This window comes from Stappia taiwanensis (assembly GCF_014635285.1).
Classification (GTDB): domain Bacteria; phylum Pseudomonadota; class Alphaproteobacteria; order Rhizobiales; family Stappiaceae; genus Stappia; species Stappia taiwanensis.
Genome location: NZ_BMCR01000006.1, coordinates 199,992 through 226,603 on the forward strand (window position 1 = coordinate 199,992; position 26,612 = coordinate 226,603).

The 26,612-nt window shown below is 66.5% G+C and carries 24 protein-coding genes; 13 read left to right on the plus strand and 11 right to left on the minus strand.

Annotated features, from left to right (window positions below; all coding sequences use genetic code 11):
* Nucleotides 1–5: 5 nt before the first annotated feature.
* On the plus strand, nucleotides 6–407 hold the full coding sequence (locus IEV83_RS15105; protein ID WP_181759780.1) for a metallopeptidase family protein: 402 nt from the start codon (nucleotides 6–8) through the stop codon (nucleotides 405–407).
* 71 nt (nucleotides 408–478) lie between these two features.
* Here IEV83_RS15105 and ppa read toward each other — a convergent pair whose 3' ends face one another.
* Both ppa and IEV83_RS15115 read right to left on the minus strand, forming a co-directional pair.
* Nucleotides 479–1,015, minus strand: coding sequence for an inorganic diphosphatase (gene ppa / locus IEV83_RS15110; protein WP_181759595.1), 537 nt, complete (start codon nucleotides 1,013–1,015; stop codon nucleotides 479–481).
* Nucleotides 1,016–1,167: 152 nt separating this feature from the next.
* Entirely contained in the window at nucleotides 1,168–1,689 is a 522-nt protein-coding gene (locus IEV83_RS15115) for a GNAT family N-acetyltransferase (protein WP_181759594.1), read from the minus strand.
* Between the two features lie 470 nt (nucleotides 1,690–2,159).
* Between IEV83_RS15115 and IEV83_RS15120 the strand changes: the two genes are divergently transcribed.
* Entirely contained in the window at nucleotides 2,160–2,585 is a 426-nt protein-coding gene (locus IEV83_RS15120; protein WP_181759593.1) for a DUF2794 domain-containing protein, read from the plus strand.
* Between the two features lie 110 nt (nucleotides 2,586–2,695).
* Here IEV83_RS15120 and IEV83_RS15125 read toward each other — a convergent pair whose 3' ends face one another.
* The 5 genes from IEV83_RS15125 to IEV83_RS15145 form a co-directional block, all read right to left on the minus strand.
* Nucleotides 2,696–4,732: a S8 family peptidase gene (locus IEV83_RS15125; protein ID WP_181759592.1), complete on the minus strand. Its 2,037-nt coding sequence runs from the start codon at nucleotides 4,730–4,732 to the stop codon at nucleotides 2,696–2,698.
* Between the two features lie 198 nt (nucleotides 4,733–4,930).
* Nucleotides 4,931–5,716: a Bax inhibitor-1/YccA family protein gene (locus tag IEV83_RS15130; protein WP_181759591.1), complete on the minus strand. Its 786-nt coding sequence runs from the start codon at nucleotides 5,714–5,716 to the stop codon at nucleotides 4,931–4,933.
* A 198-nt stretch (nucleotides 5,717–5,914) separates the two neighbouring features.
* Entirely contained in the window at nucleotides 5,915–6,673 is a 759-nt protein-coding gene (locus tag IEV83_RS15135; protein WP_181759590.1) for a hypothetical protein, read from the minus strand.
* Between the two features lie 143 nt (nucleotides 6,674–6,816).
* Complete coding sequence (locus IEV83_RS15140) at nucleotides 6,817–9,399, minus strand: ABC transporter permease (RefSeq protein ID WP_181759589.1); 2,583 nt, start codon at nucleotides 9,397–9,399, stop codon at nucleotides 6,817–6,819.
* Nucleotides 9,400–9,402: 3 nt separating this feature from the next.
* Nucleotides 9,403–10,161, minus strand: coding sequence for an ABC transporter ATP-binding protein (locus tag IEV83_RS15145; RefSeq protein ID WP_181759588.1), 759 nt, complete (start codon nucleotides 10,159–10,161; stop codon nucleotides 9,403–9,405).
* Nucleotides 10,162–10,287: 126 nt separating this feature from the next.
* Here IEV83_RS15145 and IEV83_RS15150 point away from each other — a divergent pair, with 126 nt between their 5' ends.
* The 6 genes from IEV83_RS15150 to IEV83_RS15175 all read left to right on the plus strand — a co-directional run bounded on the left by IEV83_RS15150 (nucleotide 10,288) and on the right by IEV83_RS15175 (nucleotide 16,047).
* On the plus strand, nucleotides 10,288–10,962 hold the full coding sequence (locus IEV83_RS15150) for an arylesterase (protein ID WP_244628201.1): 675 nt from the start codon (nucleotides 10,288–10,290) through the stop codon (nucleotides 10,960–10,962).
* A gap of 70 nt (nucleotides 10,963–11,032) precedes the next feature.
* Complete coding sequence (locus IEV83_RS15155; RefSeq protein ID WP_181759586.1) at nucleotides 11,033–12,085, plus strand: aldo/keto reductase; 1,053 nt, start codon at nucleotides 11,033–11,035, stop codon at nucleotides 12,083–12,085.
* 187 nt (nucleotides 12,086–12,272) lie between these two features.
* Complete coding sequence (gene thpR, locus IEV83_RS15160; protein ID WP_181759585.1) at nucleotides 12,273–12,878, plus strand: RNA 2',3'-cyclic phosphodiesterase; 606 nt, start codon at nucleotides 12,273–12,275, stop codon at nucleotides 12,876–12,878.
* A gap of 261 nt (nucleotides 12,879–13,139) precedes the next feature.
* The gene (locus IEV83_RS15165) at nucleotides 13,140–14,174 is read left to right on the plus strand and encodes a TRAP transporter substrate-binding protein (protein ID WP_181759584.1); all 1,035 of its coding nucleotides are present in this window, start codon (nucleotides 13,140–13,142) and stop codon (nucleotides 14,172–14,174) included.
* A gap of 16 nt (nucleotides 14,175–14,190) precedes the next feature.
* Nucleotides 14,191–14,715 (plus strand): TRAP transporter small permease, encoded by a 525-nt coding sequence (locus IEV83_RS15170; protein ID WP_181759583.1) that lies wholly within the window; start codon nucleotides 14,191–14,193, stop codon nucleotides 14,713–14,715.
* A 12-nt stretch (nucleotides 14,716–14,727) separates the two neighbouring features.
* A complete protein-coding gene (locus tag IEV83_RS15175) occupies nucleotides 14,728–16,047 on the plus strand; it encodes a TRAP transporter large permease (RefSeq protein WP_181759582.1) in 1,320 nt (439 codons plus the stop codon).
* A gap of 30 nt (nucleotides 16,048–16,077) precedes the next feature.
* On the opposite strand, the gene IEV83_RS15180 is transcribed toward IEV83_RS15175, so the two are convergent.
* Nucleotides 16,078–16,698: a LysE family translocator gene (locus tag IEV83_RS15180; protein ID WP_181759581.1), complete on the minus strand. Its 621-nt coding sequence runs from the start codon at nucleotides 16,696–16,698 to the stop codon at nucleotides 16,078–16,080.
* Nucleotides 16,699–16,829: 131 nt separating this feature from the next.
* Between IEV83_RS15180 and IEV83_RS15185 the strand changes: the two genes are divergently transcribed.
* Nucleotides 16,830–17,273 (plus strand): Lrp/AsnC family transcriptional regulator, encoded by a 444-nt coding sequence (locus IEV83_RS15185; protein ID WP_371873471.1) that lies wholly within the window; start codon nucleotides 16,830–16,832, stop codon nucleotides 17,271–17,273.
* 181 nt (nucleotides 17,274–17,454) lie between these two features.
* Here the strand turns inward: IEV83_RS15185 and IEV83_RS15190 are convergent, their stop codons facing one another.
* Nucleotides 17,455–19,107: an acyl-CoA dehydrogenase family protein gene (locus tag IEV83_RS15190; RefSeq protein ID WP_209003195.1), complete on the minus strand. Its 1,653-nt coding sequence runs from the start codon at nucleotides 19,105–19,107 to the stop codon at nucleotides 17,455–17,457.
* A 226-nt stretch (nucleotides 19,108–19,333) separates the two neighbouring features.
* On the opposite strand from IEV83_RS15190, the gene IEV83_RS15195 reads away from it, so the two are divergent.
* Nucleotides 19,334–20,200, plus strand: a complete 867-nt coding sequence (locus IEV83_RS15195) for a YihY/virulence factor BrkB family protein (protein WP_181759579.1) — start codon at nucleotides 19,334–19,336, stop codon at nucleotides 20,198–20,200.
* Between the two features lie 32 nt (nucleotides 20,201–20,232).
* On the opposite strand, the gene IEV83_RS15200 is transcribed toward IEV83_RS15195, so the two are convergent.
* A complete protein-coding gene (locus IEV83_RS15200) occupies nucleotides 20,233–21,126 on the minus strand; it encodes a DMT family transporter (RefSeq protein ID WP_209003187.1) in 894 nt (297 codons plus the stop codon).
* A gap of 196 nt (nucleotides 21,127–21,322) precedes the next feature.
* Here IEV83_RS15200 and IEV83_RS15205 point away from each other — a divergent pair, with 196 nt between their 5' ends.
* Both IEV83_RS15205 and IEV83_RS15210 read left to right on the plus strand, forming a co-directional pair.
* Nucleotides 21,323–23,287 carry a methyl-accepting chemotaxis protein gene (locus tag IEV83_RS15205; protein WP_209003188.1) on the plus strand — a complete coding sequence of 655 codons (1,965 nt, stop codon included), beginning with the start codon at nucleotides 21,323–21,325 and terminating at the stop codon, nucleotides 23,285–23,287.
* 194 nt (nucleotides 23,288–23,481) lie between these two features.
* Nucleotides 23,482–24,675, plus strand: a complete 1,194-nt coding sequence (locus tag IEV83_RS15210; protein WP_181759578.1) for an NAD(P)/FAD-dependent oxidoreductase — start codon at nucleotides 23,482–23,484, stop codon at nucleotides 24,673–24,675.
* A gap of 2 nt (nucleotides 24,676–24,677) precedes the next feature.
* Here the strand turns inward: IEV83_RS15210 and IEV83_RS15215 are convergent, their stop codons facing one another.
* Complete coding sequence (locus IEV83_RS15215; RefSeq protein WP_181759577.1) at nucleotides 24,678–25,463, minus strand: alpha/beta fold hydrolase; 786 nt, start codon at nucleotides 25,461–25,463, stop codon at nucleotides 24,678–24,680.
* Nucleotides 25,464–25,658: 195 nt separating this feature from the next.
* Here IEV83_RS15215 and IEV83_RS15220 point away from each other — a divergent pair, with 195 nt between their 5' ends.
* Nucleotides 25,659–26,591, plus strand: coding sequence for a sugar kinase (locus IEV83_RS15220; RefSeq protein WP_181759576.1), 933 nt, complete (start codon nucleotides 25,659–25,661; stop codon nucleotides 26,589–26,591).
* The last annotated feature ends 21 nt before the right edge of the window (nucleotides 26,592–26,612 follow it).

The window sequence follows — 26,612 nt, forward strand, 5'->3', positions numbered from 1 at the left end:
AAGACATGCGCTGGAGCGGGGCGGTGGCCCCGGATCTTGCGGTGTTCGAACAGATCGCAGCGGAGGCCTTCGCCCGCCTGCCGGAGGCGTTTCGCGGGCTGTGCGGCGAGATTGAACTGCGCGTCGCCGATCTTGCCGACGAGGACGTTCTGATCGAACTGGGCATCGAAAGCCCGTTTGAGTTGATGGGGCTGTTCGAGGGGGTGGGGCTGGCGCAAGGGGCGGCCGCCGGCTGGAGCGGGCAGATGCCGAACCGGATCTGGCTCTATCGCCGGGCGATCCTGGATTACTGGTGCGCCTATGAGGAAACGCTCGGGGCGGTCATCACCCATGTGCTGGTGCACGAGATCGGCCACCATTTCGGCCTGTCCGATGACGATATGGACGCCATCGAGGCGGCGAACTGACCGGCGGCGGTCCCGCCGGTCAGATGGTCAAGCTCTCAGCTCTTCAGAGCTTCAGGCGCGGGACGCGCTGTTCAGGCCTTGTCGGCCTTGGCGCGGGCGATCGATTCCTCGATGATCCGCTTGGCCTCGTCCGGGCCGCCGAAGCCGGAGATCTTGACCCACTTGCCGGGCTCCAGATCCTTGTAGTGCTCGAAGAAATGCTTGATCTGCTGCATGGTGATTTCCGGCAGATCCTCGAAATGAGCGATGTTCTCATAGCGCCGGGTCAGCTTGGAGCTGGGAACGGCCACGAGCTTTTCATCCATGCCGGCTTCGTCTTCCATGAACAACACGCCGATCGGGCGGCAGTTCATGATCGCGCCGGGAACGATCGGCCGCTGGTTGGCGACGATCACATCGACCGGGTCGCCATCGCCGCACAGGGTGTGGGGCACGAAACCGTAGTTCCCCGGGTAGCGCATCGGCGTGTACAGGAACCGGTCAACGTACATGGCGCCGGCGTCCTTGTCCATTTCGTACTTGATCGGCTCGCCGCCCGCGGACACTTCAATGATCACGTTGATGTCTTCAGGCGGGTTCTTCCCGATCGGAACGGCATCGATGCGCATGGATCAAGCTCCTAGAATGGTGGGTCGCGGGCTGTATCGCAGGCACCGACGCTGATGGCAAGGTGGAATTTGTGCGGTGCAACCGCCTGGACGCGCGAAACCGCCACGCCTGCGCGGCAAAGCGCGCCGAAGGGGCGCGGCGAGGCGCCAGGCTATTGGGGGGTGTCGGCGAACCAGCCGAAGATGGTCAGCTCGAGGGTGGAGGAGGCGATCTGCTCGCGGGTGTTCATCAGCGCCTGACCGCCGCGCTGGCGGTAGAAGCGCACCGCTTCGGCATTGTCGCTGAGGACGCGCACGGCAAGGCCCGACAGATAGGCCCGGTCGAGGGCGCGGCGGGTGGCATGGAACAACTCGGTGCCGAAGCCCAGCCCCTGATGGTCGGGGCGGATATAGAGTTCGTAGATTTCGCCTTCGAAGGGCAACTCGCGCATGCGGCTCCGCCCGTAGGTGGCATAGCCGGCCGGGGTGCCGGCCACCTCCAGCATCTGGATGCGAACACCGCGCGACAGGGCGGTTCTCCACCAGCGCGGCCCGCGCCGGGAGATCATCCGTTCAAGCTCGACACCGCCGAGAATGCCGCGATAGGTGCCTCGCCACGCCTCCTCATGGATCAGGGCGAGGGCCATGGCGTCATCTTGCCGGGCCGGGCGCAGGGCAATCAGACCAAGGCTCATGTTCTGATGATAGCGCTGAATCGGCGCGGGCAAAAGCTTGATTGCCAGAATTGCCGAGGGGAGGGCAGGTGCGGTCCGGCGCGAAGCGGCCGGAAAAACGGAAAAGGGCCGGCGTAAAGCCGGCCCTTCCGGTTGCCAGTTTCGTCCGCGAAGGGACGGGGAAAGACATCGGGAAACCCCGGGGGGCTGGGGGGCTGTTGCGTACCGAAGTCTCACCAGCGCCAATCCCGTTGGCAACGATTGGACTGTCGCTCTCCAAGATGGCGCGGTGTTGACTGGATTGGGGCAAAACTATGAATTCCGCCAAGGGGTGAGCGCTCCGGTAGAGCGCGCGCAGCCTGCGCACGCGATCCGTGCCGGTTTGGCAGCCGGCTTGCCAAAGCGCCGGCGCGGGAGGCATCATGGCGGCACGGCGTGGCGGGGGGCAGGTGCCGCCAGCGTGCGGACAGACCAACCTGGCGGGAGGCGTCATGAGCGAGTTCGACGATGAGTCCCTGGCATCCCGGCCGCAAGCGGTGCGCAGCGCCGCCATCGGGTCGGGGGGTGGATCGGGATCGGCGGCGGGGAGCGGCGCGGCGGCGGCGCCTCGACCGGTCGTTGCCTTCCATCGGCGCGAACTGGATCAGATCCTGCGGCTTTACGGACGCAAGGTCGCCTCGGGCGAGTGGCGCGACTACGCCATCGACCTTCTGAAGGATCGGGCGGTGTTTTCCGTGTTTCGGCGCACGAGCGAGGTGCCGCTGTTCCGGATCGAGAAAAATCCGAAGAACGCCCGCCGTCAGGGCGCCTACAGCGTGCTGGGCGCTGGCGGCGTGGTGCTGAAGCGCGGCACCGATCTGGCCCAGGTGCTCAAGGTGTTCGACAAGAAACGCGATCTGCGGTTGGTTGAGGTCTAGGGTCCGGCTGCGGACCCGGTTCCCGGCACGGCGACGGCAAAGACGACGGCAAAAGGGGCCGCGCGACGATGTCGCGCGGCCCCTTTTGCCGTTCCGGCATCTCCGGAATGTCAGAACTTGATCGACACGCCGGCGCTGAGCGCATGCGATGCGGCCCGGGCTCGGTACTCGCCCGAGTAGCCGAGCGTGGCGCTGACGGTGCTGCTGGCCGAGGCATAGGTCAGGCCGGCGCCGAGACGGCCGATGTCCCGGCCGATGCCCACCGAACTGGCGGCAACCGGTGCGCCGAGCAGGCTGGTGGCGCGGCTGTCGCCGAGCGAGCCGATGGCGCGGGCATAGGCAACGTCAAGCACCGGCTTCAGGTCGCCGGCGGAGATCGGCAGGGGCGTTCCGGTCAACCGGACGCCAACGCCCAGGTCCGTCTGCGAGGATGTGGCCGAGGGGGCGGTCAGCGTGAAGACGCCGGCGCCCGTTTCGGTGGAGCCGCCAAGCCACTGGTGCACGACGCGGGCCTGTGCATAGGGCTGGATCTCGGCGAGGCTGGTGGTGAGGTTCATGCCGGCACGCAGATTGCCCCAGACGCCGATGTCGGTTCCCTTGGCGGTGCCGGCAAAGCCGCCCGCTCCGCCCGCGCCGGGGATGGCGGCGCGGCTCGTCGAGGTCTCGAAGCGGCTGAGACCGGCGGATGCATCGGTGAACCATTCGCCCATGGTAAGGCCGGCGTAGGCGAGCGCATGCAACCCGGCGGCGCGGCTCTTGTTGCCGCCGCTGGAGGTGCGGGTTTCGCTGAAGCCGAGGCCGAAGCCGAAACGCACGTCCTGCGAGGGGCGGAAATCGAGACCGGTGAGCACGCCGCCGGTTCGGGTCATGGCCGAGTTGCTGGTTGCACTGGCGAGGGTCCGGGTCAGTCCGGCAAGGGGGGCGGTCCACCAGCGGGCGTTGAAATCCGTCTCCGGAGCCGGGCCGTTGGTCGAGAAGGTGACGTTCTGCTGTCCGCCGCCGGGTCCGCCGGAGACGATGGCGCCGGCGATGTCGGCGATCTGGCCGAGGGTGCGCCCTTGCGCGTAGACGCTCTGGGAGTAGAGGGCGCCGGCCTCAGCGTCGCGGGTCGAGGTGAGGGCGTCGAGGTTCAGGATGCCCCAGCCGTAGACCGCGTCGATGCCTTCGTCGCCCGCGTCGGTCGCGGTGGCGAAAATGAGCTGTGTGAGATCGCTGCCCTTGGCATTGGGGAACATCTGCCGGGCGATGGCCAGCGCGCCGGTCACATGGGGTGCGGCCATCGAGGTGCCGGACATGCGCACATAGGTGCCGTTGTGATCGGTGGAGTAGATGCCGCCCGCATCCTCATCGTCATCGCCGCCGGGTGCGGAGATGCACCAGGTTGCGGCGATCCCGCAGCGGTTGGAATAGGGCGCGATCTCGCCGGTCCGCTCCAGGGCGGCGACCGCGATCCAATGTCCCTTCAGCTCGGGGGCGAGCACCGGGAGGCCGGCCTCCAGGGAGACGCTTGGCAGCCCGTCGTTGCCATTGGCCCAGACGTAGACATTGCCCGCCTCGACGCCCCGCTCGATGGCGTCGAGCATGTAGTCGTAGGTGGTTTCAAGATATTGACGCGCGTTTTCCAGATCGACACCGCCCGAAGGCATCATGTCGTCCGAGCCCCAGGAGTTGTTGTAGAACTCGATGCCGTTGTCGAGGCCGTGATCGAACAGTCGCGCGGCGGTCGTGTCGAGGGTGGCTTCGGTGATCTCGTCGGTGCCGTAATCGGCGAGCTGAAGCGAGGCGACCTGGGCGCCCGGCGCGACGCCGACCATGCCATATCCGTTGAGCGCCGCGGCAATGGTGCCGGCGACATGGGTGCCGTGCCCCTCCACATCGACGCCGTCGGAGGGCAGGCCGGTGGGGCCGTTCATGGAAATCGGGCTCAGGTTGTCAATCAGGTCCGAATGGTACTGGTAGATGCCGCTGTCGACCACGCCGACGGTGACGCCTGCGCCGGTGTAGCCGCGATCATGCGCGGCCTTGGCTCCGATCATGCCAAGCCCCCATTGCGCGGAATATTCATCGGCGCTGAGCGGGCTCGGCGCCATGAGTGCGCACAGAACGGCGGACAGGGAAGCGCAGCAGTGGAAACGGAACTGGATCATGGTCGAGATTTTTCATCGTGAGGTAAGGATGAAAAGTACTCTTGCGGGGAATATGTTGAGCGTCAACGGAGAGAGGCTGCCGCTCTGTCCGGATTGCTGTGCCGCCTGTCCGAAGGCAGGGCGGGGAAGATGCCGGGCACAAAAAAAGCGCGGGAAACGATCCCGCGCTTTTTGGTTTTTCGCTGAGGCCGGCGCCGCTTATTCGCGGTTGCCGAACAGCTGCAGCAGCATCAGGAACAGGTTGATGAAGTCGAGGTAGAGACGCAGCGCGCCCATGATCGACTTCTTGGCGGCCACTTCGGAGCCGTCGGCGCCGTCGTACATTTCCTTGATCTGCTGGGTGTCATAGGCGGTCAGGCCGGCAAACACGAGCACGCCGATCACCGAGATGGCAAACTGCAGTGCGGAGGATGCCAGGAACAGGTTGACCAGCGAAGCGATGATGATGCCGATCAGGCCCATGAACAGGAACGAACCCCAGGCCGACAGGTCCTTCTTGGTGGTATAGCCGAACAGGCTGAGTGCACCGAAGGAGGCCGCCGTGATGAAGAACACCCGGGCGATCGAACCGCCGGTGTAGACCAGGAAGATCGACGACAGGGAGACGCCCATCAGCGCGGCATAGGCCCAGAAGGTGGTCTGCGCGGTGGAGGCGCTCATCGACTGGATGCGGAAGCTGAGGAAGAACACCATGGCCAGCGGCGCCAGCATCACCACCCACTTCAGCGGGCTGGCATAGATGGTGTAGCCGAGGCTTGAGAGCATCTTGCCGTTGCCCAAGGTGGCGACGGCGAGGCTCGGATCGGTGGTGGTGGCGAAATACACGGTCGCCAAGGCCAGCACGCCGGTGATGGCGAGGCCCAGAGCCATGTAGTTGTACACGCCCAGCATGTAGGCCCGGAGCCCTTCGTCATAGACGCCGGCCTCGGCGCGCGCGCCGGCCGCGGCATACCGAATGTTCGAGTTGCGGTCGAAGGTCGACATCGAAGTCCTCTCTATCCCTCGTGAATGAATGCAAGATCCTGCAGGTTCCCGGGCGCCCCGATGGCGCGGTCTGGCACAGGTCTTCTTGAATATGGGGGCGGCCGGCGACAAGGACAAGATGCAATCGCCGCAGGCAACATTACGATTTCGCCATGTTGCCCGCGGCCTTGCCGATCCTGTCGTTCCGCCGAAGGCCGCTTACTTCATCGCCTTCAGGCGCGAGGCGATCTGCCGGTCGCAGGTGCCCTTCGGGTCGCGCACGATTTCCTCACGCGCGAAGTCGAGGATTTCCTTCTTCGGGTCGACCATGACTTCGGTGGTCACGCCCGGCTTGAACCACTGCAGCACGGCATAGTCGCCGCCGCCGTCGGTGAAGAAGGCCACCGGCTGGCCGTTCTCGACAATGCCGAGACGCCCGGTGCGCACCGGCATGATGTCGACCTTGCGGCTTTCGCCGTCGATGGTGATCTTCGACTTCGACAGGTGCAGCCGCTTCATGGTCGAGCCGCTGGTGCCGAGCCAGGTGCCGAACAGGCGCTCGCCCTTGTTCTCCACCGACAGGCAGGAATTCTTGTAGTTCGGGATCGACAGCCGCTCGGCCGGATGCTGCACAGGCTCTTCCTTCTTGACGAAGGTGGTGTACTGCATCTTGTGATCACCGGTCCGGTAGACGCGAATCTCCACCGGCGCATAGGTGGCCTGGCCGATCTGCCGGGTCAGGAAGTCGAACTGGTTCATGTCGTTGGTGCCGGCCTTGCGATAGAGCCAGTACTTCGGCAGCCCCTCTTCGAACACCAGCCAGTCGCTGACCACCAGACCGCGCGGGCCGGTCGGTTCGTTGACCTGCCAGACGCCGGTGTGGAAGGGCGATTCGGCCATGGCCGGCGCGGCCAGACCGGCGGCCAGGGCGAGCCCGGCGGCGAGCGTGCGAAGCGGTTTGGTAAAGCTGAAATTCATGAGATGTCCCCATAGCCCGTGTCATGTCGCAGGCTCCCCGGCCCACGCGTCCCGGGTGCACCTTATCGTGGCAGGCGACAGGGTGCACCCCCTTGTGCGACTTTGCGGTGCGTGAGGGTTAATTTTCCCTGATTTTCAGCATCTTACAAGTTACGCAAGACGGGGGCGGACTTGCGCCCGAGCACCCGCCAGGTGCCGATCAGGCCGAAGCCGACGGTCAGGGCCAGGGCGGCAAGGGCGGCACCCGTGGCGGTTGCCGGCAGGAAGGTGAAGCTGGCGTCCATCACCTCGACAAGAACGAAGGAGGCGGCGAGCGTGCCGGTCACCACCGCGAACAGCGCTGTCACCAGGCCAAGGATCGCGTATTCCAGCACGAAGGCGCCCATCAGCCGGCGCCGGGTCGCGCCGAGGGTCTTCAGCACCACCGCGTCATGCACCCGGTGGCGATGACCGGCGGCCAGCGCCCCGCCCAGGACCAGCACCGAGGCGACAAGGGTCACCGAGGCGGCGGCGCGGATGGCCCAGGCAAGCTGGGCGACCAGCGCGTTGACCTGCTCGATGGCGTCCTTGACCCGGACCGAGGTCACGGTCGGGTAGGCCTTGGCCACGGTCTTCAGGAGCGCCAGCTCGCGGTCCTCGCTGGCGCCATTCTCATAGGTGAGTGTCCTCAGGTGGGTGTGCGGCGCACCGGCGAAGGTGTTCGGCGAGAACACCATGACGAAGTTGATGGCCAGGGATTGCCACTCCACCTTGCGGAGGTTGGCAATCTCGGCGGTGATCGGCCGGCCAAGCACATTGACGGTCACCGTATCGCCAAGGGCCAGACCCAGCGCCTCGGCGACCTCGGCCTCGAAGGAGACAAGCGGCGGGCCGGAGTAGTCCGGCGCCCACCAACTGCCCTCGCTCAGGGTGGAGTTGTCGGGAAGCTCAGGGGAATAGGTGATGCCGCGATCGCCGCGCAGGGCCCAGGCCCCACCTTCGGCCGGCTTGATCTGGTCGCTGGGGATGCCGTTCAGCGCGGTGATGCGGCCGCGCAGCATCGGCGCCCCGTCGATCCGCGCTTCCGGGGCCGCACTGGTCAGCAGGGTGTCGAAGGCGCTGCGTTCGTTGTTCTGCACATCGACGAAGAAGAAGCTCGGGGCGCGTCCGGCAATCGCGGTGCCGAGCTCGCGGCGCAGATTGCCGTCGATCAGCGCCAGCGTCACCAGCAGAGACAGACCCAGCCCGAGTGAAAGCACCACCGAGGGGGTGAGGGCGCCGGGCCGGTGGATGTTGCCGATGGCAAGGCGCAGGCCGGTGGAACGGGCGCGCGGCAGGCGGCGGGCCGTGGCCATGATCAGCCGGGCGATCAGCGCCAGCAGGGCAAAGACGACGCCGGTGGCGCCGACATAGACAAGGGCGATGCGCAGGTCGCCGGACAGGCCGATGGCCAGACCGGCCAACACCAGAACGGCGAGCCCCGTGGCGAGCCGGTAGCGCCGGCGCGGCAGCCGGCGGGTGCTGCTGACATCGTCGCGAAACAAGACGCTCGGCGGCACGTCATGGGCGCGGCCCAGCGGCCAGAGCGCGAAGGTCAGCGCGGTGAGGAAGCCGTAGAGCACGCCGAGGCCAAGTTCGGAGGGGTAGAGCGCGGCAACGGTCTTGATCGGCAGCAGGGAGGACAGGAGACCGGCGGCGGCGAAGGGAATGAGCGCGCCCAGCACCAGACCGGCGGCAACGCCAACGGCGGTCAGCACCAGAATCTGGACCAGATAGACGCGGAAGACGAAATCGCCATCGGCGCCAAGGCAGCGGAAGGTGGCGATCACCGGGCGTTTGCCGTCGAGATAGGCGCGCACCGCATTGGCGACGCCCACGCCGCCGACGATCAGCGCGGTCAGGCCGACAAGGGTCAGGAACTGCGCCAGCCGGCCGATGTTGCGCTGTAGTCCCGGTGCCGCGTTGTCGCGCGACAGGATGCGCCAGCCGGCATCGGGAAAGCGCTCGCCGGCTTGGCCGACGATGGCGGCGACCCGGGCGTCGCTGGCCGTGCCTTCGAGCCGGACCCGGTAGAGCCAGCGCACCAGGCTGCCGGGCTGGATCAGGCCGGTGTCCTCGATGGCCGCATCGGAGATGATCAGACGCGGGCCGAAATTGATGCCGCCGCTCAGCCGGTCCGGCTCGGCGGCGATGGTGTCGGTGATCCGGACCCGGGCGCGGCCGAGCTGCACTTCGTCGCCGGTGTCGATGCCAAGGCGGGCCAGCAGTTCCGCCTCAGCCACCGCGCCCCAGACATCGCCATCGCGGCGCAGGGCGGCGTCGAGATCGCCGCCGCCGGTCAGGCGAAAATCGCCATAGAGCGGATAGACGCCATCCACCGCCTTCAACTCCACCAGCGTCTGCTCGTCCTGGTCCGGTGCGCGGGTCATCGCCCGCAAGGTGGCGATGCGTGAGACATCGCCCAGACTTTCGAGGAATTCGGCCTCTTCGGCGGAGGCTTTGCGGTGGATCAGGCGAACGGCGAGGTCGCCGCCCAGGATCGAGGTTCCCTCGGCGGCGATGCCTTCGGTCAGCGCCCGGGAGACTGAGGTCACGCCGGTGATGGCGGCAACGCCGAGGGCAATGCAGGCGATGAAGATATAAAAGCCGCGCAGGCCGCCGCGCATTTCGCGAAAGGCAAAACGGCAGGCGAGCGCGAGAGACGGGCGGGCGGCAGGGCGCGGGGCGCCGGTGACGGGTGCGTGCATGGCTCAGGTCCCATCCGCAGGAGCGGGGGCGGGCATGTCCGCAGAGGGCGCTGGTCGGGGAGAGGAGGCGGCATCGAGCATTTCGATCCGTCCGGAGCGCACGCGAATCACATCGTCGCAGCGTTTCGCCAGGGCGCTGTCGTGGGTCACCAGCACCAGGGTCATGCCGCGCTCGCGCGAGACACGGAACATCAGCTCGATGATCTGCGCGCCGGTGGTCTCATCGAGATTGCCGGTGGGCTCGTCCGCCAGCAGCAGCGGCGGGCGGGTCACCAGCGCACGGGCAATGGCAACGCGCTGCTGTTCGCCGCCGGACATTTGCGCCGGGTAGTGATGGAGCCGCTGTTCCAGTCCCACGGCGGCCAGCTCCGCCCGCGCCCTGTCATGGGCGCCGCGTACCCCGGACAGCTCCAGCGGGATGGCGACGTTTTCCAGCGCGGTCATGTTGGGAATGAGGTGGAAGGACTGGAAGACGATGCCGACCGTTTCGCCGCGAAACCGGGCGAGCCGGTCTTCCGACAGGGCGGTCAGGTCGGCATCCGCCACGCGGACGGTGCCGCGGTCGGTCCGCTCCAGCCCGGCCATCACCATCAGCAGCGTGGACTTGCCGGACCCGGACGGACCGATGATGCCGAGAGAGCGCCCGGCGGCGACGTCAAGGTCGATTCCCTTGAGGATATGCACCCGTCCGGCGTCGCGGCCGAGGCTGAGATGCACGTCTTTGAGGGAAATGAGAGGCGCCGAGGCTGGTCGGTCGGTCATGGATAACCCTATATAGGCGGTGTGCCGACCATGGCGAAAGGCTCCATGGTCATATGGCGGTCATGGCAATCGCTCAAACCGCCGATATGGGAAACACCGGCGGCAGCGTCCAGAGGATCAGGCGGCTTGATACGAAAAGATACATTTTTCGCCCTGTGCGCGCTGGCGGCGTTCGGGCTTGGCGGCGGCGCGGTGCGCGCCGAAACGCTCGCCAAGGAGACCCCTGCGGCGGAGGTCCTGACCATCGTCGCGCTGGGCGACAGCCTGACCGCCGGCTATCAGCTTCCCCCCGAGGAGGCGTTCCCGGCGCAGCTTGAGGCCGCCTTGCGCGCGCGCGGCCATCAGGTCGCCGTCGTCAATGCCGGGGTCTCCGGCGACACCACCTCCGGCGGTCTTGCCCGGCTCGACTGGTCGGTCGGGGCGGACAGCGATGCGGTGATTGTCGCGCTTGGCGGCAACGATGCCCTGCGCGGCCTGCCGCCGGCCACCACCCGGTCCAATCTGGAGCAGATCGTCGGCGCCTTGCGCGCACGCGGCCTGCCCGTGCTGCTCGCCGGCATCAAGGCGCCGCGCAATCTGGGCGATGAGTATGCCGATGCCTTCGACGCGGTATTTCCGGCGGTGGCCGAGGCACAGGGCGCGTTGCTCTACCCCTTTTTCCTCGATGGAGTGCCGATCTCTCCCGAAACGGTGCAGGCCGACGGCATCCATCCGACCGGCGCCGGCGTCGGGCTGATGGTCAAGGGCATCCTGCCCAGCGTCGAGGAGCTGATTTCCCGGGCGCGCGCCTCCGGCGGCTGAGCCGCGGCCCAGCCGCGCCCCCGTCTCAAACTGCCAACGTATCTGAACATTTCACAGGAAAAACAGACACATGGAAAAGCGCCGTCTCGGACGCACCGACCTTTTCGTCTCCAGCCTTTGCCTCGGCACCATGACCTTCGGCGAGCAGAACACCGAAGCGGAAGGTCATGCCCAGCTCGATGCCGCCCTGGCGCATGGCATCAACCTGTTCGACGCCGCCGAACTCTACCCGATCCCGCCGAAGCCGGAGACCCAGGGGCGGACCGAGGAAATCCTCGGCAACTGGATGAAGGCACGGGGCAATCGTGCCTCGGTGGTGATCGCCACCAAGGCGGTGGGGCGCACGGGCAACACCTGGTTCCGCGAGGGCGGCGTGCCTGGGCGTTTGACCCATGCGCAACTGACCGAGGCGGTGGACAAGAGCCTGCGCCGGCTGCAGACCGATTACATCGACCTTTATCAGTTGCACTGGCCGGACCGGGAGGTCACCTGCTTCGGCTCCAATCCGACGATCTGGGAGAACCCTGCTCAGGCGGCGGACGAAACCCCGATCGAGGAGACCTTGTCGGCGCTGGCCGGTCTGGTGGCGGCGGGCAAGATCCGGCACATTGGCCTGTCCAACGAAAGCCCCTGGGGCACCATGCGCTATCTGGCCGCCGCCGAGCGGGTCGGCCTGCCGCGCGTGGCCTCGATCCAGAACGCCTATTCGCTGGTCAACCGCACCTTCGAGGGCGGGCTTGCGGAAATCGCCCTGCGCGAGGATGTGGGCCTGCTTGCCTATTCGGTGTTGGGGCAGGGGTATCTCACCGGCAAGTACCGCAATGGCGCCCTGCCGGCCGGCGCGCGCAAGACCCTGTTCGACCGGCTGAGCCGCTACGAGAAGCCCGGAGCAGCGGAGGCGATCGACGCCTATCTCGACCTTGCCGAGGAGGTCGGCATCTCGCCGGCGCAACTGGCGATCGCCTTTGCCCAGAGCCGCGCGTTCACCACCTCGGTGATCCTCGGCGCCACTTCGCTCGGCCAGCTCGAACACGATCTTGGCGCGCTCGACGTGACCATCGACGCGGAGCTGGAAGCGCGCATCAACGGGCTGTTCCAGCGTCACGGCAGCCCCTGTCCGTGAGCCTTGTCCGGCGTGGGCAGCGCCGGGCGATCAACTGATTCGCGAACCCGGCGGCGGTGTCGTCGCCGGGGGGCGGCCGGGGCGGACAGAATTTAACAAGCTGATTTCAATCGATTTTATGTTTTTCCTTGTCGGCAATGCCGATTGCGGTCCTGATAGGGTATCGGCGACAGCGGAGGGGAACACCATGCCTCGACTGTTCACCGGGCTTGAGATCCCGTCAGACATCGGTCTCATGCTCTCCCTATTGCGCGGCGGCCTGCGTGGCGCGCGCTGGATCGATCCGGAAAATTATCACATCACCTTGCGCTTCATCGGCGACATCGACGAGCGGATGGCCGACGAGGTGGTCGCGGCCTTCGACCGCATCCGGCGGGAGCCGGTGACGGTCCGGCTCGACGGGCTTGGCTCCTTCGGCAATGGCAAGCCGCATGCGGTCTGGGCGCGGGTCGAGCCGACGCCGGAGCTGATGGAGCTGCAGGCGGAACAGGAGCGCATCTTGCAGCGGCTGGGTCTTCCGCCGGAGCGGCGCAAGTATACGCCGCATCTGACGCTGGCCCGCTGCCGTGCCTCCAGCACCTCGGATGTGGCGCGCTGGTTGGCCGAGCGCGGCAGCTTCCAGGCGCCGAGCTTCACTGCGGGTCGCTTCGTGCTGTTCTCCTCGCGCGCCAGCGTCGGCGGCGGTCCCTATCTGGTGGAGGAGGCCTATCCGCTCACCGGCCGTCATGGCGCCGGCGGCGGCCACACCGAGGGGCGGTTCCCGGTCGACCCGCTGCCCGGGGAACACTGGTAGCGGCCCGCAACTGTCTCCCGGCGCCGCAGTCGATTCCTTTCCTCAAGATCCCCGCGAATTCCGGCTCGCGGTCTGCCTTGCGTTTTGCGCAGGTGCCACTGGCTTTGCCGCAAGCCAGCGGACAACTTGACGCAGGTTCCGTTTCCTGAAAAAGTTGCATCTGCAACTAATTGGAGCCTCGCCCGTTCAGGGACAGGGGATGGGAGAGATGCTGTGCGCCGGCCGGCGCCAATGGGAGGCCGGCGCCAAGGGAGGGATGTCATGAAGAGGTTCGCCGGACTGGTAACGGGAGGGCTTGTCGCGGTCGCGGCGACGCTCGGGTTCGCGGTCCCCGCCGCGCAGGCGGAGACGACGCTGGTGCTGTCGTCCTGGCTGCCGCCCAAGCATCCGATCGTCGCCAAGGTGATGAAGCCCTGGGCGCGCGATGTGGCGAAGGCAACCGATGGCCGGGTCAAGGTGCGGGTGCTGGCCAAGCCGCTCGGCGCGCCGCCGGCCCATTACGATCTGGCCCGCGATGGGGTCGCGGATATCACCTACGGGCTGCATTCCTTCACCAAGGACGACCGGTTCCTGCGCTCGCGCATCGGCCAGTTCTCCTTCCTTGGCGACAATGCGGTGGCGGTCTCCAAGGCCTATTGGGACGTCTATGGCGGCCAGCTCGATGCCCAGGGCGAACATGAGGGGGTCAAGCTGCTCGGCCTGTTCGCCCATGGTCCGGGCATGTTCCACAACAACCGGCGCAAGATCGAGAGCCCGGAGGATTTCGCCGGGCTGAAGATCCGCACCCCCGGCGGCTATATCGCCGCGCTGTCGCAGGATCTGGGCATCACCACCCAGTTCATGGGGCCGGGCGAGGTCTATGAAAAGCTGTCGCGTGGGGTGATCGACGGGGTCACCTTCCCGATGGAGGCGCTGAAGGCCTTCCGCCTGACCGATCACCTGACCAGCACCATGACCGTGCCCGGCGGCATGTACAACACCTCCTGGTTCCTGGTGATGAACCAGGCGAAATGGGATGCCCTGTCCGATGAGGACAAGGCAGCGCTGGAAGAGCTTTCCGGTGCGGCTTTCGCCGAACGGGCCGGCGCGGTGTGGGATGCGGCCGATGCCGGCGGCGCGGAACTGGTCGCGGGCACCGACATTGAGGTCTACGCGGCCAATGACGCCGTTCTGTCGGCGATCAAGGAGGCCGCGGCCCGCCATGAGGCGGCCTGGGCCGAGGCGGTCGCGGCGCAAGGCTTCGATGGGGCGGCGGCGCTGGCCGATCTTCGCGCCCGCACCGGCGTTGCCTACTAGGCGGGCCGGGCACGCGATGACATCCCCAAACGCTCCGGGCGTGCAGCCTGACCCTGACGGGGGACGGCGCCCGCGCCGCTCCCTGTGGGATGCGCTCGACCGGGGGCTGGCGGTGGCCGGCGGTACCTTGCTGCTGGCGCTGACCCTTGTCACCTGCATCGATGTGGTGGCGCGCTATGCCTATGACGCGCCGCTGCCGGGGGCCTATGAGCTGACCGAGATCTTTCTCGCCACGCTGGTGTTCCTGGCCCTGCCGCTGACCACCCGGCGCGGCGAACATGTGGAGGTGGACCTGCTCGACATGGTGGCCGGCGGACGGATCGCCCGCGCCGCGCGGCCGGTGACCGGCCTGTTGACGGCGCTGGTGCTGGCGGTGTTTGCCTGGCGCCTGTTCGTCCATGGCCTGCGCCTTGCCGAGGATGGCACGGTCACCAACTCCCTGTCCCTGCCCCTTTCCCCCGTGGCCTTTCTCGCCGCCGTGACCTGCGCGATCAGCGCTCTGTCGGCGGCGCTGCAGGCACTGCGTGTTCGCCCGCGTTGAACGGAAGCTTTCATGACGGAATCCCTGATCGGTTTTGCGGTCCTGTTGCTGCTGATTTTCCTGAAGATGCCGGTGGCCTTCGCCATGGCGCTGGTCGGTCTCGTCGGCTTTGCCCTGATGCGCGGGCTGGATGCGGCGCTGGCGATGACCGGCACGCTGGTGTTCGATGCCGGCCTTGCCTATTCGCTCTCGGTGGTGCCGCTGTTCATCTTCATGGGCAATGTGCTGGCGCGCTCGGGCATCAGCCACGGTCTTTACGCGGTGGCCAATCACGCGACCGCGCGCATGCGCGGCGGGCTGGCGATGGCCTCGGTGATCGCCTGCGGTGGCTTTTCCGCCGTTTGCGGCTCGTCGCTGGCCACCGCCGCCACCATGTCCAAGGTGGCGATGCCCTCCATGCGCCGCTACGGCTATGCCGACAGTCTCGCCGCCGGGTCGATCGCCGCCGGCGGCACGCTCGGCATTCTCATCCCGCCGAGCGTGATCCTGATCATCTACGGGCTGTTGACGGAATCGGACATTGGCAAGCTGTTCATCGCCGGCATCGTGCCGGGGCTACTTGGGCTCGTGCTCTATCTCGCCGCCGTGCAGGTGGCGGTCTGGCGCAATCCGTCGCTGGCCCCGCCCGCCGAAGAGCTCGATCCGCTGACCCGGCGCGACGGGCTCGGCGTTGCCGCGCTGGTGATCCTGTTCGCCATCATCATGGTCGGCATTTACGGCGGGTTCTTCACGCCGACCGAGGCAGCGGGCATCGGCGCGGGCGCCTCGCTGCCGCTGGCGGCCCTGTTCGGCCGGCTCGGCTGGCGGCCGCTGATGGGGGCGATCGGCGAAAGCGCGCGGGCAACGGCGATGATCTTCGTGCTGATCATCGGCGCGGATATCTTCACCAACTTCATCAATTTCGCCGGCTTGCCGGACGCGCTGTCCGGCTTCGTCTACGACCTTGAGGTCAATGCCTGGCTGGTGATCGCCGCCATTGTCGTCGTCTATCTGATCCTCGGCTGCGTGCTGGAAAGCCTGTCGATGATCCTTCTCACCGTCCCGGTGTTCTATCCGCTGGTGTCGGAGCTCGATTTCGGCACCGGCCTCCTGGCCGATCCGGAACTGGTGCTGATCTGGTTCGCCATCGTCGTCGTGGTGGTTACCGAGATCAGCCTGATCACGCCGCCGGTGGGGCTCAACGTCTTCGTGCTGCGCAGCGTGCTGGAAGACGTCAGCCTGGCGACCATCTTCAAGGGCGTGACCCCGTTCTGGATCGCCGACATCGTCCGGCTGGGGCTTCTGATCGGCTGCCCGGTGCTGTCGCTCTGGCTGGTCGGGGCAATGCGTTGAGCGGTTTTCGCCCGGTTTTCGAGGTCTCCTCTATCGCGATCCCAGAAGGAGTTTTCCCGCGAAGCCAAGCAGCACGACACCAGAGAGTTGGCGGAACCTGTTGTATCTCGTCTGTGTCATGAAGCGGTTTCGCAGCATGTGCGCCAGGGCTGAATAGGTGCTGAGGGAGGCGACGGAGAGAGCGCAATAGGTCAGGACCAGAATGCTCGCCTGCGGCACCAACTCAAGCTGCGGGTCCAAGGTCTGGGGGAAGAGAGCCATATAGAATAGCAAAGCCTTGGGGTTGGTCGCGGCCAGTAGGAATGCCTCCATGAAAAGCGCCTTGGCGCCCACCGGGCTCTGGGGCGCCTCGTCCAATGCGAGCACCTCGGCCTTTGTCAGAAGTTTGCACCCAAGCCATGCGAGGTAGCCGACCCCCAACCAGTGGAAGAGCATCCAGAGAATCTCAGAGGCGAGCACGAAAGACGCTATGCCCGCTGCGCAAACAGCACCGCCGACGGCAAGCCCCAAGGCATTTCCGGCGATGGTCGGAATGACACGTGCGCCCCCCAGCTGCACGGCGCGCCGCACCGTGTTCAGGTTGGCGGGACCGGGCGTCACAATGTTGACGATGGAGACCGTGGCGAATGATGTCCAAAGTATCCAGTTCATGATCTTTTCCCGTGTTGAGACATCCTCAACGGAGAAGCTAACTGGGATTTGCCACAATGTGCTTTTCATTTCAGAGGAGGCAATTGTATAATCCTTCACATCAGAAGGAAGTTTATGGAACTGGGTTTAAAATGGAAATTTTGCTGGATGATCTCGATCGGACGATCCTCACCGCGCTGGCTTGTGACGCGCGCGTCAGTTGGAAGGATCTTGCCGATGAGGCGGGCGTATCGTCGCCAACCATTCGTGACCGCGTCAGACGGTTGCAGGATACCGGCGTTATTCTGGGATTTGCCGTGAAGGTATCGCCGGCGGCGCTCGGCTATTCCCTAGAGGCTATTGTCAGATTCAAGCCGTTTCCCGGGAAACAGCATATCTTGGAACAGCAGATTCAGAGCACGGACAGGATCGTCCAATGCGACAAGGTTACCGGAGAGGATGGTTTCGTTGCCCGCGTCTTGCTTCGGGATATTGGCGAACTTGATCCGTTGCTGGAGACCTTTGGCAGGATGGCGACAACCAACACGTCAATCGTGAAATCCTGTCCTGTCAGGATGCGGCCGCCGGCCTTCTAAAAGACGTTTTCCGGCATCCGTGCAGGCGCTGTGAAAGCTGCTTCGTTCCGCTTCTTTCGAGGTTATGCGGGACCGGCGAGCCACAGCGGGCGCGATCCGGACTGGCGGGACAAGGCAAAAAAACGCGCCCCGGATCGCGGGGATCCGGGGCGCGCTGGCTATCTCACGGTTTCGAAGGCGTTCAGGCCCGCAGTTCCAGCACGCGCCGGGCGATCACCTGCGCCTGGATTTCCGCCGCGCCCTCGAAGATGTTGAGGATGCGGGCGTCGCACAGCACGCGCGAGACCGCGTATTCCAGCGCGAAGCCGTTGCCGCCATGGATCTGCAGCGCATTGTCCGCCGCCGCCCAGGCAACCCGGGCGCCGAGCAGCTTGGCCATGCCGGCCTCCAGATCGCAGCGCCGGCCCGAATCCTTCTCCCAGGCCGAGAAATAGGTGAGCTGGCGGGCCATCATCAATTCGCTCGCCATCATCGCCAGCTTGTCCGACACGCGGGGGAAGGCGATCAGCGGCCGGCTGAATTGCACCCGTTCCTGGGCGTAGCGCAGTCCCAGATCAAGCGCGGCCTGGGCAACGCCGAGCGCACGGGCCGCCGTCTGGATGCGGGCCCCCTCGAAGGTCTGCATCAACTGCTTGAAGCCCTGGCCCTCGACCTGGCCGAGAAGGTTTTCCGCCTTCACCTCGAAGCCATCGAAGGCGATCTCGTATTCCTTCATGCCTCGATAGCCGAGCACCTCGATCTCGCCGCCGGACATTCCCGGCGCCGGGAAGGGGGTCTCATCGGTGCCGCGCGGCTTTTCGGCGATGAACATCGACAGGCCCTTGTAGCCGGGTTCGCTCGGATCGGTGCGGGCCAGCAGGGTCATGATGTCGGCGCGCACCGGATGGGTGATCCAGGTCTTGTTGCCGTAGATCTTCCACACATCGCCTTCGCGCACGGCGCGGGTCTTCAGCGAGGCGAGGTCCGAACCGGTGTTGGGCTCGGTGAAGACAGCCGTCGGCAGCACCTCGCCGGAGGCGATCAGCGGCAGCCACTTGGCCTTCTGCTCATCCGTGCCACCGCACAGGATCAGCTCGGCGGCGATCTCCGAGCGGGTGCCGAGCGAGCCGACGCCAATATAGGCGCGCGACAGCTCCTCGGAGACGACGCACATGGATTCCTTGCCAAGCCCCATGCCGCCGAACTCTTCCGGGATGGTCAGGCCGAAGACGCCGAGCTCCGCCATGGTGGCGATCACGTCGAGCGGGATGTAGCTGTTGCTCAGGTGCCATTCATGGGCATGAGGGGTGACCTTGTCGGCGGCGAAGCGGCGCATCTCGTCGCGCACCTGCTCATAGGTCTCGTCGAGCCCGGAGGCACCGAACAGCGAGGCGCCTTCCTGCTGCTGGATCAGCCCGGCAAGCCGGGCGCGGGTCGCCGGCGTGTTGCCGGTGGCGATCAGGGCGGCGATCTCAGCCGTATGGAACCGGTCTGCCTGAGCCCCGTCCAGTCCCAGGTCGGCAAGGCGGACGAACTCGCCCTGGTTCATCGGAATGCCGCCGAAGATCTGCGCCAGGTATTCGGCAAAGCCGATGCGGGTGATCAGCTCCTCGGTCTCGCCGAAAGCGCCGCTTTCGCGCAGGCGATTGCCATAGGCATGAAGCTGGCGCAGCGCCTCCACATAGGTTGCCAGCCAGGCCAGACCGTGGGTCGCGCGCTGTTCCGCGTCCATCTTCGCCGTGGAAATCCGGCCACCGTCCATGACCCGCGCCCGTACCGCATCGGCGGCAGCGCCCAGAAGGCCATCGAGGGCCTCCACGGCGGCGCCGGTCAACTCCTCCAGGGCGCGGTCCATCTGGTTATCGCCGAATTCGCTCGCTAGCGACATGCATCCTCTCCATTAACCTCATGCGCGATTGCTGCGCATTATGTTGCGGTGCAAACTGTATCGCGCCGCGCGGCCGAAGCAATCCTTCTTTTGACCGACGGATCAAGAAATTTTATTTCGTGCCGGTTGCGATGCGGCATGAACGGCAGGCGGCGGCTTGACCGGCGGCGGCCGCTGCCGCAAACGAGAACACATGTCCATTTTTTCGATTCTCAAGGCCGTTGGAACGATCATTGGCGACGCCATTTCGGAAATGTCGCGCGATGACGGGTTCGCCATTGCCAGCCATGTGGCGCTGTCGTCGCTGCTGGCGCTGTTCCCGTTCCTGATCTTCATCGCCGCGCTGACCGGTTTTCTGGGGTTGGGCGACATGGCCGACCGGATTGCCGAGATGCTGTTCGATGCCTGGCCGAAGGAGGTCGCCGGGCCGATCGCGCGGGAAATCACGGTGGTTCTGACCGAGCCGCGCGGCGATTTCCTGACCGTCGGTGTGATCGCCTCGGTGTGGTTCGCCTCCAACGGGGTGGAGGCCTATCGGGTGGCGCTCAACCGGGCTTATCGGGAGCCGGAAAATCGCGGCTTCATCTACCGGCGGCTGCAGGCGATCGCCCTGGTGCTGATCGGCTCGGCGATCCTGATCACCTTCGCCTTCCTGATCGTGTTCGCGCCGCTGGTCTGGACGGCGGTGCTGAAATACGCGCCGTTCCTGGAGGAGTTCACCGCCCGGCTCAACCTGTCGCGCTATCTGATCGCCTCGATCCTGACCTTGATGGGGCTGTTCGTCGCCCATTTTGTGCTGCCCGCCGGTCGGCGTGGCTTTTTCGATGTGCTGCCCGGAGTGCTGGCGACCCTGGTCCTGTGGATGGTCTCCGGCGTTGCCTTTGGCATCTATCTCGCCGGTTTCGCCAATTACGTCTCCACCTATGCCGGCCTTGCCGGTGTGATGACGGCGCTGATCTTCCTGTATCTGGTGTCGATGGTGTTCGTTTTGGGCGGCGAGCTCAACGCCGCCACCTTGCGCTGGCGCCGCCGCCAGGCCGAGGCGGCCGCTTCGGCCTGAACCGCTTGGGCACCCGCCTGGCTTCTTGGGTCTCAGGCGGGGGGGCGCCGGGTGCCGATGCGCCGTTCCCGGATCATCAGCAGTGCGCCGACCACCAGGGCGCTGCCGGCGATCTGCACCGGCCCGAGGGTTTCGCCGAACAGGAAGTAGCTCTCGATCGCCGCGGCGACCGGCACCAGATAGAACAGGCTGGCGACCCGGGCGGCGCTGCCCCGGCGGATCAGCACCATCAGCAGCAGGATCGCGCCGATCGACAGCACCAGCACCAGCCAGGTGAGGGCGATGATCAGCTCCGCCGACCACTCGATCCGCCAGCTCTCGCCGGCGGCCAGCGGCAGGGTGATCAGCAGTGCGCCGACATACTGCAAGCTGGTGGCCGGCATCAGGTCGAGCCCGCCGGCGTATTTCTTCTGATAGACCGTGCCGAAGGCCATGCCGATCACCGCGAGCAGGCAGACCAGCGCGTTGACCAGCGTCAGTCCAGAGGCGGCGACGCCGAGCTGCGGCAGCACCACCAGGGCGAGGCCGCAGCCGCCGACCGCCAGGCCGAGCCAGTGGCGCGCGCCGATGCGCTCCTGCAGCAAGGGGCCGGCGAGCAGCGCGGTCAGCAGCGGTTGCAGCCCGAGCACCAGCGCGGCGATGCCGGCCGGCATGCCCCGGTCGATGGCGAAGAAGATGCCGCCCAGATAAACGCCATGGATGAGCATTCCGGCGACGAGGCAATGACCGATGTCGCGCCCGCTGCCCGGCCAGCGGGCGCGGGTGAGGAGGGCGAAGACGAGCAGGACCGGAATGACGCAGAGAAAGCGAATGCTCAGGAAGACGAAAGGTTCAATATAGGGCGCACCAAGCTTGGAGCCGATGAAGCCGGTCGACCAGAGCAGCACGAAAATGGCGGGAGACAGGGTATCGAGAAGTGATCGCAAGGCGGGAGGTCCGGTCTGGAAGGAGCGGGGGCAGTGAAAACTTGCTGATTCTCAGGAGCTTGTCCTGAACTCTGCGGCGTTGATCGGATTTTAACGCTCTCGGTTGAAATTTCGGTCTGCGCAATCCGTTGCTGGCGAGGTGTCCAAGGTGTCGCGGTATCGTTTCCCCAGGCTGTCGGTGAGCATAGTTGGACGTTTGTCGGTCCGCATCAGGATTTTTGTTCTGATCGGCCTGTCGCTGGTCGGATTGGCTGCGGTCGGCGCGGTGTTCTGGTGGAGCCAGGGCCGGGTCGAAACCGCCTTCACCCGGGCGGAAGCCTTCGCCGCGCTCGCCTCGGGGGTGGAGGATCTGGAGCGAACCGCCGGAACCATGCGGATCGTGGAAAAGGACTATCTCGCGGAGCCCGGCGCGGAAGGTTATGCCCGGTTCGGGGCGGTGCTGGCGAGTGCCCGGGAGCAACTGGCGCGGCTTGCGGCGGTGCCAGTTTCGGCGCCGTTCGCGACAGAAATTACAAAAGTTGCCGCGACATTTGACAATATTGATGCAGCTTTCGCCGAGTTGCACGGCGTTCAGCAGCAGCTTGGCTTCAACAGCGAAAGCGGCGCGCTGGGCGATCTTGCCAACCTCGGCGGCTCGCTGCATCAGCGGGTGACCAAACTCGCCCGGTTCAATCGCGGTCCGGCAACGGCGAAGTTGAACCTTGCGGTGATCGATCTTCAGCGTTCGGAAAAGGCCTACCTGCTCGACCGCAGCGATGTGGCGCTCGGCGGTTTCGAGGTCGCGGCCGGGCGGTTCGAACGGGCGCTCTCCCGGGCGAAGCTCGCGCCGGAGGTCGCCGATCCGCTGGGCGAGACCATGACCGCCTATCGCGCCGCCTTCGACCTTTACAGCGCTGCCGGCACCGAGCGCACCGCCCAGGTCGAAAGGCTCGAAGCCTTCTTCGATGTGCTACCGCCCTATCTGGAAACGCTGGCCGGCGCGGCCGATGGCGGTAAGGCCGACGCGGCGACGGCATTGGCAGGCGGGCGGGAGTTGGCGAGCCTGATCATGGCGGGGATCCTGATTGCAACGCTGCTGGTTCTGCTTGGTGCCGGGGCGTTGATCGGCGGCTCGATTGCCGCGCCGCTGACCCGGTTGCGCGCGGCGATGGAACGACTGGCCTCCGGCGAAACCGAGATCGACCTGCCGGAGGCGCCGGGCCGCACCGAGCTCGATGCCATGGTGCGTAGCGTCGCGGTGTTTCGCGACACCGCACGGGAACAGGCGCGGCTCGCCGCGGCGCAGGCGGAGGGAAATGCGGCGCGCGACCAGCGGATGGCGCATCTGGAAACCCTGATCGCCGGCTTCGAGGCAACGGTGGAGGCCGCGCTGTCGCGGCTCGATCAGGCGGCGACGGATCTGGCGGGCGCGTCCGACACGCTGGATGAGGCGGCGGACGGCGCGGCGGGCGAGGCGACGCGGGCCGGCGAGGCGGTGCGGGTCGCCGCCGACAACGTGACCTCCGCCGCATCCGCTTCGGAACAGCTCAATGCCTCGATTGCCGAAATCGCCAGCCAGGCCAACCGGTCGACCGAGGTTGCGGAACAGGCCATGGGGAGCGCCCGGACAACAGGCGCCTCGATGGGAGATCTGTCCGCCACCGCCGATCGGATCGGCGAGGTGATGGGGCTCATTCGGGAAATCGCCAATCAGACCAATCTCCTGGCGCTGAACGCGACCATCGAGGCGGCGCGCGCCGGTGAGCATGGCCGGGGCTTTGCAGTGGTGGCGGCCGAGGTCAAGGACTTGGCCAGCCAGACGGCCAAGGCGACCGAGGAGATCGCCCAGCAGGTGGGGGCGATCCAGTCCGCCTCGACCTCAGCGGTCTCGGCCATTGACGAGGTGGGCGAGATCATCCGCGAGATGAACGAAATTGCCGCCTCGGTGGCCGGTGCGGTTGCCCAGCAGAGCGCCGCGCTCGGCGAAATCACGGAACATGTGGCCGAGGCCTCCGGGCGGGCGGGTACCGGCGCGGAGGCGATGGCACGGGTCAGCCGGGCGACCGAACACGCCCGGGGCACCGGCGCGCTGGTGGGGGAACTCTCCGACACTCTGGGGGCGCAGGCGGCGGTTCTGCGCAAGGAGATCGGCGCGTTCCTGAACGGTGTGCGGGCGGCCTAAGCATCTGAGCCTCCTGTGAAAGCCTCCTATTCCTGACAGGTTTCCCTCCCCGAGCGTATGGGGGAGGATGACCGCTTCGCACATGCAGGGCGGCGGTGTTTCGCGCCGGTGCCATTTGTCGCGCGGGCCCTGCCGTGCATGGCCTTTTTCCGATCCCCATGTTAGGCGACAGGAAAACGACCGAGAGGGACTCCATGCAGGATCGCATTGTGATTGTCGGCGCTGGACAGGCCGGCGCTCAGGTTGCCCAGTCGCTCAGGATGGGCGGTTTTGAGGGAGAGGTGGTGTTGATCGGTGACGAGCCGCACCCGCCCTACCAGCGGCCGCCCCTGTCGAAAAAACATCTCGCCGGCGCCATTGAGGACGAGGCCCTACACCTGCGGCCGGCGGCCTTTTACGAACAGAACCGGATCGAGTGCCGCTTCGATGTGAAGGTGACCGGGATCGACCGTGCCGCCCGCGAGCTGGCGCTGTCGGATGGCGAGACAGTCAGCTACGACCGGCTGGTGCTGGCGACCGGCACACGGCCGCGCACGCTGTCCCTGCCCGGCGCGGAGCTTGCCGGAGTGGTCAGCCTGCGCACCATCGCCGATGTGGAAGCGATGCGTCCGGTGCTGCTGCGGCCGGGGCGGATCGCCATTGTCGGTGCCGGATATATCGGCCTGGAGGTGGCGGCGGTCGCCCGCAGTCTCGGACATGAGGTCGTGGTGGTTGAGGCCCAGGACAGGGTGATGAAGCGGGTGGTCTCGCCGGCGCTTTCCGCCTTCTTCGAGGACCTGCACCGAAAGAATGGCGTGGAGTTGATGCTGGGCACCGGGATCAGCGGGTTTGCCGGCGATGAGACCGGTCAGGTGCGCGGCGTCCTGTTGGCCGATGGCCAGGAAATCGCTTGCGATCTGGCGCTGGTCGCCGTCGGCGCGGCCCCCAACGACGAGTTGGCGGCGGCTGCCGGCCTTGATGTGGACGATGGCATTCTGGTCGATGGCGCGGGCCAGACGTCGGATCCGGCGATCTATGCCGCCGGAGACTGCACCCGGTTCTTCTCCGGCCGCTATGGCCGCTCGATCCGGCTGGAAAGCGTTCAGAACGCCATCGATCAGGCCAAGGCGGTGGCGGCGGCACTGACCGGCGCGGAGGAGGATTACGATCCGGTGCCGTGGTTCTGGTCGGACCAGTATGCGATCAAGCTGCAGATCGCCGGCCTGTCCGACGGCTATGACGAGACACGGGTCGTCGGCGATCCGGCGGAGGGCGGCGGGTTCTATGTCGCCTATCTGGCGGATGGCCGGTTGATCGCCGCCGACAGCGTCAACCATCCGCGCTCGCACATGATGGCGCGGCGGGCCATCGGCAAACCCTTCACCGACGATCTGCTCCCGGCCGCCTGACCCTAGCCGCGCGCGGTCTGCTGGCGAATGATCTGGCAGACCGTCCGCGCCATTTCCAGATGCGGCATGTGGCCGATCCGGTCGAACAGATGGGTGGAAAGCCGCGCCGGCAAACCATCTGTCTGATGGGCCGGAACCACCCGATCTTCCGTGCCCCAGATCACCTTGACCGGGGCTGGAAGCCCGGCGATCTCCTCATGCGGCAACACCTTTTGCGAGGTGCCGTCGATCAGGCTCTCGGCGATGTGCATCAAGGCTTCGCGCACGCCGGGCCGGGCGCGTCCCGCTGCGGTTTGCCGGGCAATCAGGCGCGGCAGCCGGAACTCCGGATGAAAGAACTGTTCCAGCAGGTCTGCCAGTTCCTCCGCTTCCACGGCGGCGGCGAAGCGGCGCAGCAGGCGGTGATTGATCTCCGGGCCGAAGCCGCCCGGCGCGAGCAGGGTCAGGCTGGCCACCTGCTCCGGACGGGCGAGCGCGACCAGCGCGGCCGTGGTGCCGCCCATGGAGTGGCCGACCAGGTGCACCTTGTCGAACCCGTGGCGGTCCAGGGTGGTGGCCACCGCCCGGGCGGAAACGCCGGCATTGCCGATCCGCGGCCAATCCAGCGCCCGGCCGTGACCGGGAAGGTCGAGGGCCAGGGTGTGGTGGCTCCGGGCGAGGGATTTCTGCACCGGGGCCCAGGTGAGGGCGTCGGCGGCAAAGCCATGCAGGAACACCACCGGGGGGCCGCTGTTGTCCGCACCATATTCGGTTTCCGGCAGGGCGCCGGCTGTCGCATCGCCTGTCATCCTAGGGTCCGGCCCTCGCTTCCTTGCCCGCCCCGATCCCTTCCGTTGTGCCACGAGTTGGGCCGGATCGCGAGGCGGAAAGGTGGGGGCAGTTGGTCCGAGCGCCGCGGCGCGGCGGGTGCTTGACAGGCAGGGGAGCGCCGGGGCACTCACTTTCAATCGATTGAAAAAAACGAGCCGGAAAGGGATCGGAACGTGGATCTATTGTGCCTCGGCGAGGCGATGGTCGAGTTCAATCAGGCATCGACCGGCGAGGCGTATCGGCAGGGGTTTGGCGGCGATACCTCGAATGCGGCGATTGCGGCCGCCCGCAGCGGCGCTCGGGTCGGCTATGTGAGCGCCATCGGGGACGACCCCTTCGGGGACATGCTGCATGCGCTATGGCGCGCCGAAGGTGTCTCGGATGCCGGAGTGCGGCGAATGCCGGCGGCGGAAACCGGGATCTATTTCGTCAGCCATGGCGCGAAGGGCCATGCCTTCACCTATCGGCGGAAGGGCTCGGCGGCGGCGCGGATGGCCCCCGAGGATCTCGATCCGGCGCTGTTGCGCCAGACCCGGGCGCTACATGTCTCGGCGATCAGCCAGGCGATTTCGGCGAGCGCCTGCGACACGGTGTTCGCCGCCATTGAAACGGTGCGGGATGCTGGCGGGCTGATCTCCTACGACACCAACCTGCGCCTTTCGCTGTGGCCGCTCGCCCGGGCGCGGGCGATCATCACCGCGACGCTTCCCCTTTGCGATATCCTGCTGCCCGGTCTCGATGACGCGCGGCTTCTGACCGGGCTTGAGGCACCGGCGGAAATCGCTGACTGGTTCCAGGCCCGGGGGGCGGGCATCGTCGCGTTGACGCTGGGCGCGGAGGGGGTGCTCATCGCCGACGCCAGCGGCTCGGAGCTGATCGCTCCGCACAAGGTGGCGGCGGTGGATGCCACTGGGGCGGGGGATGCCTTCGATGGTGCCTTTCTCGCCCGCTATCTGGAAACGGGCGACGCGCGCGAGGCCGCCCGCTATGGCAATGCGGCGGCGGCGCTCGCGGTCGGCGGCTATGGCGCGGTGGCCCCGCTGCCGCGCCGCGCCGAGGTGGAAGCTTTGCTCGCCCGGCGAGACGGTGGCGCTTCCGCTGTTTAGTGTTTAACAGGAAATCGGCGG